Source organism: Protofrankia sp. CiP1_Cm_nod1, from assembly GCF_920888515.1.
In the GTDB taxonomy this organism is placed as follows: Bacteria; Actinomycetota; Actinomycetes; order Frankiales; family Frankiaceae; genus Protofrankia.
In genome coordinates this window covers 4,063-9,165 of record NZ_CAKKTM010000127.1, presented here as the reverse complement: position 1 = coordinate 9,165, position 5,103 = coordinate 4,063, and the positions used below count along the sequence as shown (strand labels likewise).

At 71.0% G+C, this 5,103-nt stretch carries 5 protein-coding genes and 1 pseudogene; 2 read left to right on the top strand and 4 right to left on the bottom strand.

What is annotated here, in order from left to right:
- Positions 1 to 282: 282 nt before the first annotated feature.
- Complete coding sequence (locus NBX02_RS06160) at positions 283 to 891, top strand: NUDIX domain-containing protein (protein WP_250290373.1); 609 nt, start codon at positions 283 to 285, stop codon at positions 889 to 891.
- A 282-nt stretch (positions 892 to 1,173) separates the two neighbouring features.
- Here the strand turns inward: NBX02_RS06160 and NBX02_RS06155 are convergent, their stop codons facing one another.
- Positions 1,174 to 1,668, bottom strand: a complete 495-nt coding sequence (locus NBX02_RS06155) for a glutathione peroxidase (RefSeq protein ID WP_250287188.1) — start codon at positions 1,666 to 1,668, stop codon at positions 1,174 to 1,176.
- Between the two features lie 416 nt (positions 1,669 to 2,084).
- On the opposite strand from NBX02_RS06155, the gene NBX02_RS06150 reads away from it, so the two are divergent.
- Positions 2,085 to 3,086 carry a lysylphosphatidylglycerol synthase transmembrane domain-containing protein gene (locus tag NBX02_RS06150; protein ID WP_250290371.1) on the top strand — a complete coding sequence of 334 codons (1,002 nt, stop codon included), beginning with the start codon at positions 2,085 to 2,087 and terminating at the stop codon, positions 3,084 to 3,086.
- Positions 3,087 to 3,125: 39 nt separating this feature from the next.
- Here NBX02_RS06150 and NBX02_RS06145 read toward each other — a convergent pair.
- The 3 genes and pseudogenes from NBX02_RS06145 to NBX02_RS06135 form a co-directional block, all read right to left on the bottom strand.
- Positions 3,126 to 3,542: pseudogene (locus NBX02_RS06145) on the bottom strand (Fur family transcriptional regulator); the annotation flags it as partial.
- Positions 3,543 to 4,146: 604 nt separating this feature from the next.
- On the bottom strand, positions 4,147 to 4,536 hold the full coding sequence (locus NBX02_RS06140) for a DUF3618 domain-containing protein (protein WP_250287192.1): 390 nt from the start codon (positions 4,534 to 4,536) through the stop codon (positions 4,147 to 4,149).
- Between the two features lie 382 nt (positions 4,537 to 4,918).
- The coding region (locus NBX02_RS06135) for a hypothetical protein (protein ID WP_250290369.1) at positions 4,919 to 5,103 on the bottom strand (185 nt) is incomplete at its 5' end.

Below are 5,103 nucleotides of genomic sequence, written 5' to 3'. Positions count from 1 at the left end.
GGCCGAGGCCGGGGCCCGACAACAGGGCCGCGGGGCCACGCCGGGCGCCGCCCGGTGCCTCGCCCGGCACCACCAGCCGCCGCCGGCACACCGACAGCCTGCCGGGAACCGGCCGCCGGCACCCCGCGGGACGCCGGGAAGGCGTCGTCCCCACCGTCGGCATCACCGAAGCAGCAACGCCACCCCAACCACCAGCCACCCAGCCAGCAGCTCGAAGCGCTCGGAGCAGCCGAACCAGCCGAACGTGGTCGATCCAGCCCACCTTCACCCGTGAGGGAAGCCATGCTCGAGAAGAACGACACGACAGTCCCGCCGGCGGCCCGGCCGCTACCGCATCCCGGCAGGGACGCCGCCCGGGCCGCCGGCTCGACACTCGCCGGCCGGGGACGCCCCGCCGCCGCGGGCGGCCCGTACGGCCTGGGCGCCCCCGGCCGCGACGCCATCCCGGTGCTGAGCGCCCGCATGCTCTTCGTCTCCGGCGAGCGGGTGCTCATCGCCAACCGGCGCGGGCACTCCTGGTTCTCCCTGCCGGGCGGGAACGTGGAGCCCGGCGAGAGCGTGGAGGGGGCGCTGCGCCGCACGATCCGCGGGGAGGCCGGGCTCGCGACCCACGCGCTGGACTTCGTCGGATGCGTGGAGCACACGTTCACCGAGGCCGGTCAGAGCTGGCATGAGATCAACATCGTGTTCGCCGCGGCGCTGCCCGCCTTCGCGCAGATCGTCAGCCGGGGCGAGTCGATCGACATCAGTTCCGCCTCGGTGTCCACGCTCCACACGTTGGAGTTCCGGCCGGTGTACCTGCGGACGGCCATCCTGCACTGGCTGCGCACCCACCGGCCGTCCTGGTACGGCCCGGACGGGCTCCCCCGGACGACCGCCGGGCAGAGCTGAGAGACCAGGCTGAGAGGCCGGGCCGAGATACCGGGCCGAAGAAGCCGCGACCGCCCCGCGGCCAGAACCGGACCACGACCAGGGCAAGACAGGCAGGGCAGGACGGGCAGGACGGGCAGGACGGGCAGGAGCAGACGGGACAGAGCAGGGCAGGACAGGACAGACGGGTAGAGCGGACGGGACAGACCGGGACGAAGCGGAGCCGGAGCCAGCGCTCAGGACGGATCCACAACCGGGACCGGGGGCCGAGGCCAGGGGCAGGGGCCAGGGCCGAGAGGTGCGTCAGGCGGGCAGGACCGCCTCGATCGCCTCGCGCAGCGCCGGGTCGTGCGGGTCCGTGCGCGGGCCGAAGCGGGCGGCGACCTTGCCGTCCGACGCGACCACGAACTTCTCGAAGTTCCAGGTGATGTCGCCGCTCCGGCCCTCCGCGTCGGCGGCCTGGGTCAGCTCGGCGTACACCGGGTCACGGCCTTCACCGTTGACCTCGATCTTCGCGCTCAGCGGGAACGTCACCCCGTAGGTCGTCGAGCAGAAGGCCGCGATCTCCTCCGCGGTCCCCGGCTCCTGCCTGCCGAACTGGTTGCTCGGAAAACCGATCACGGTGAATCCGCGGCCGGCGAGCTCCTCGTGCAGTTTCTCCAGGCCGGCGTACTGCGGGGTGAGGCCGCAGCGGCTTGCCACGTTGACGACGAGCGCGGCACGTCCGTCCGTCAACGCGCCAAAGGTCGTCTTCTCGCCAGCGAGGGTCGTTACCGGTAGGTCACGCAGATCTGTCACGGTCCTGCCTTTCCTCGGATGCTGAAGGTTTCGCTGGTTCCTGTGATCCCGGTCACCCGACGGCGGATTACCGGTGCACGCCATTTTCGGACGACATGACGCGCCTCTGCGTGCAAGCCGGCCGCCGCCGGTTCTGTTCCGTACCCGCATGAAACGGCCACCTGGCCGGTTGCTGCCATCCCCCGTCCGACGGGCAGGTGGCAGAAGATCCCATCACAGGATGTACGTTGTTCAGCATCCGTTATGAATTCCGATCTACTGTTGGCGCCATGACGCCCAGCCGGGCAGCTACCGCGACGGCAGCCCCCGCAAGGGCGACAGTCGACGGCAGCGCCGTCGTTACCGCACAGCCGGTCGCCATTACGCTACGGCAGGTTACACCTTCACCGCTGTCAGGCCTGTCCGGCGAGCAGGCGGTGAGTTCGCTCACACTACCCGGAGCGCTGCGCCCTCGCCTGCGGATGGGCTGGCTGCGTCATCCCTGGACGCTGGTCGCGTTCGCCGTCGCCGTCGCGATGATCGTCATGCTGGCCATGAGGTTCCGGACGGAGGTCGGGGCGAGGCTGTCCAGCGTCCCCGTGCCGACCTGGCCGTGGCTGGTGGCGTGCGGGCTCGCCTCGTCCTGCTTCTTCCTGGCCAACGGCCTGGCCCTGCGGGCGGCCAGCGGGCTGCCGCTGCGGCTGCGCACGGCGGTGGCGGTGCAGCTGGCCGCGGCGGCGGCCAACCGGGTGCTGCCGGCGGGCCTGGGCGCGATCGCCGTGAACGCCCGCTACCTGGAACGCCAGAAGCTGGCCTGCTCGGCCTGCCTGAGCGCAGTGGCCGCCATCAAGATCGCGTTTGCCCTGGCCCATGTGGGCGGGATCGCGCTCACCGCCGCGCTGGTCGGCGGTTCGGGCACGCAGGACACGCTGAGCGCGCCCATCAGGTCGGTCACGGCGAACGTCGGCTCCGGGCCCGCCCTCGGCGGTGTCGCGCTGTGCCTGGTCGGGTGCGTCGCGGCCGGCACCCGCCCGCGCGTCCGCGGCCGGCTCGGGCCGGCCCTGCGCGGCGCGGGCCGGCATCTGACGCTGCTCGCGCGCTCCCCACGGCGCACCGCCGTGCTGCTGCTGTCGGCCGCGGCCACCAAGGTGACCCAGATCGTGGCGCTGGCCACCTGCGTCTGGGCGTTCGGCGGCTCCATATCACTACTATCGGTAGCGACCATCTACCTGGTAGGCGCGGTGGTGGCCGGGGCGGTACCCACCGCGGGCAACATCGGCGCGCTCGAGCCCGCCCTCGCCATCGGCCTCACCGCCGCCGGCGGCGACGCCGTGTCCATGTTCGCGGCCGTCCTGGTGTACCGGCTGATCAGCTACTGGCTCCCCGTCCTCCCCGGCATCGCCGCCCTGACCGTCCTGCGCCGCCGCGGCATCCTGTAGGCCTCCGGCCGCGGCAGGTGGGCGCTCGCCGACGGTGGCCCTGGCCTGGCAGTCGGCGCAGATCCCCCAGAAGGTCACCTCGGCCTCGTCGATGACGAAACCGTGGTCGTCCGACGGCGACAGGCACGGCCGGGCGCCGATCACGCAGTCGACGTCGTAGACGGCCGTGCACTCCCGGCAGACGAGGTGGTGGTGGTTGTCACCGACCCGCAGCTCGAACCGGGCCGGGTGGCCCGCCGGTTCGAACCGGCGCACCAGCCCGGCGGCGGCGAGCACGTCCAGGTTGTCGTACACGGCCTGTAGCGACAGCGAGCCGAGCCGGGCACGCGCATCCTGAGCGATCGTCTCCACACTCAGGTGTGCTCCCTCGGCCAGGGACGCGAGCACCGCCAGCCGGGGCGCGGTCACCCGTAACCCGGCCGACCGCAACTGCCCGGCGGCGTCCTCACTGTTCACACCGGCCAGCTTTCGCCGCCGTCTGGAACAAGTCAAGTCTACGAATGAGTCAAAGCCAGGTCCGCGAGCTGGACGGGCATTCCGCCGCGCACCGGCCACCGGCTGGCCACGAGCGGCGGAAATCCCGGGCGACGTAGACGGCACGCCATCCTTATATGGGCCACGCGAACATGGACGTTACACCGTGAACAAAGCGGCGGACGGCGGCTCACCGAAAGCGCGGACGGCTGGGAACCCCCGGCCGGCAGGCATCACGGCAACGACGGGAACCATGGGAAATCAGGCGGGCCGGCAACCCGTACAGCGCGGAATAACACGCTCGGCACGGGCGGGCCCGAAACACGGGAGCTCGTACGGGATGATCAGCACGGAGAACCGGCCTGAAACCGCCGGCACGAAACCGCCGGCACGGCACCGCTTCAGACCCGCGCCGGTCCGTCGCCCGAGCCGCGCGCCTGCTGTCGGCGAAATCTCGCCGGCAGCAGGCATAAGCTTTTCCGGCATTATTCCAGAACTATCCAGTATTGTCTGGGACTACGCCGTACGCCATGCCGTGTACGGCGTGGGCGAGACAGTGCCCGCTCCCGCGGGACACCGCGGAACATCACAGAGCGTATGCGCGGCGGCGGCGCCTGCGGCGGCGAACGCCGACGAGCAGCACCAGCACACCCCCGGCGGCAGCCACCCTGTTCCATCGGATGACGCGCTGCACAACCGGGCCTGCGTCAAGGCCGGCGGACAGCTCCCGCCTGTCGGCCGGGGTGCCGTAGCCGTTGCCGGTGGCGGTGGAGTCCGTGGTGATGGCGGGCGGGCCACCGAAGCCGTTCGCGATCACCTTCTGGCGCAGCTCGGCGACCCTGCCCCTGATCTGCTCGCCTGTCCGCTCAGCCACCCGCCTGGGGCTCACGAGATCGGCGATGGCGTCCAGGGTGACCGCGAGCTCGGCGCGGGTATTCTCGATCTGCTGCTGAATCGCAGCCGGGTCCTGCGGCACCGATGTCGCCCTTTCCTCCACGCGCGATGACTGCCTGGGCATATCTGTCTGGATCTTCACCGGCGCTTCCTGAATGTACCACGTCGGCTTCGCCGGACCGACAACGCCGTCGTCAGCGGCACGGCGTCGCGGTCAATGGACGGTCAATGGAGTTGTCGTCGACCCGGACAGAACACCACCGTCGAGCCCTCTCCCACATCCCACCGGATAGCCGTCCAGGCGTACCAGGATATTCGCCGGAACATGCCGGATATAACATTAATCACACCATATGATGACCATGAGCGACGGTATCGACGCCAGGACGACGTCAGGATCTGACGACGATCGTGCCAGAAGGGCCGCCCGGATGCGCGGCAAAACAGCGGCCGAGCGGCCGAGCTCACCCGTGCCGGATCACCGTCCCCGCGTCATCGGAGATCGTTGCCGGAGAAGCCGGTCGCGTACCGTCACCAGACCGCCGTCCCACGTCGCCGAAGATCCCGACGAGGGCCGGCCGGGGCAGCGCCCGCACCGGCCGGCACAGGCGGATACCAGCGGGCGCCGGCGGATACCGGTGGCTTACGG

Bases quoted from the DNA above. Each gene is read 5' to 3' on its own strand.
- NBX02_RS06160 (WP_250290373.1), top strand. From the start codon at position 283: ATGCTCGAGAAGAACGACACGACAGTCCCGCCGGCGGCCCGGCCGCTA.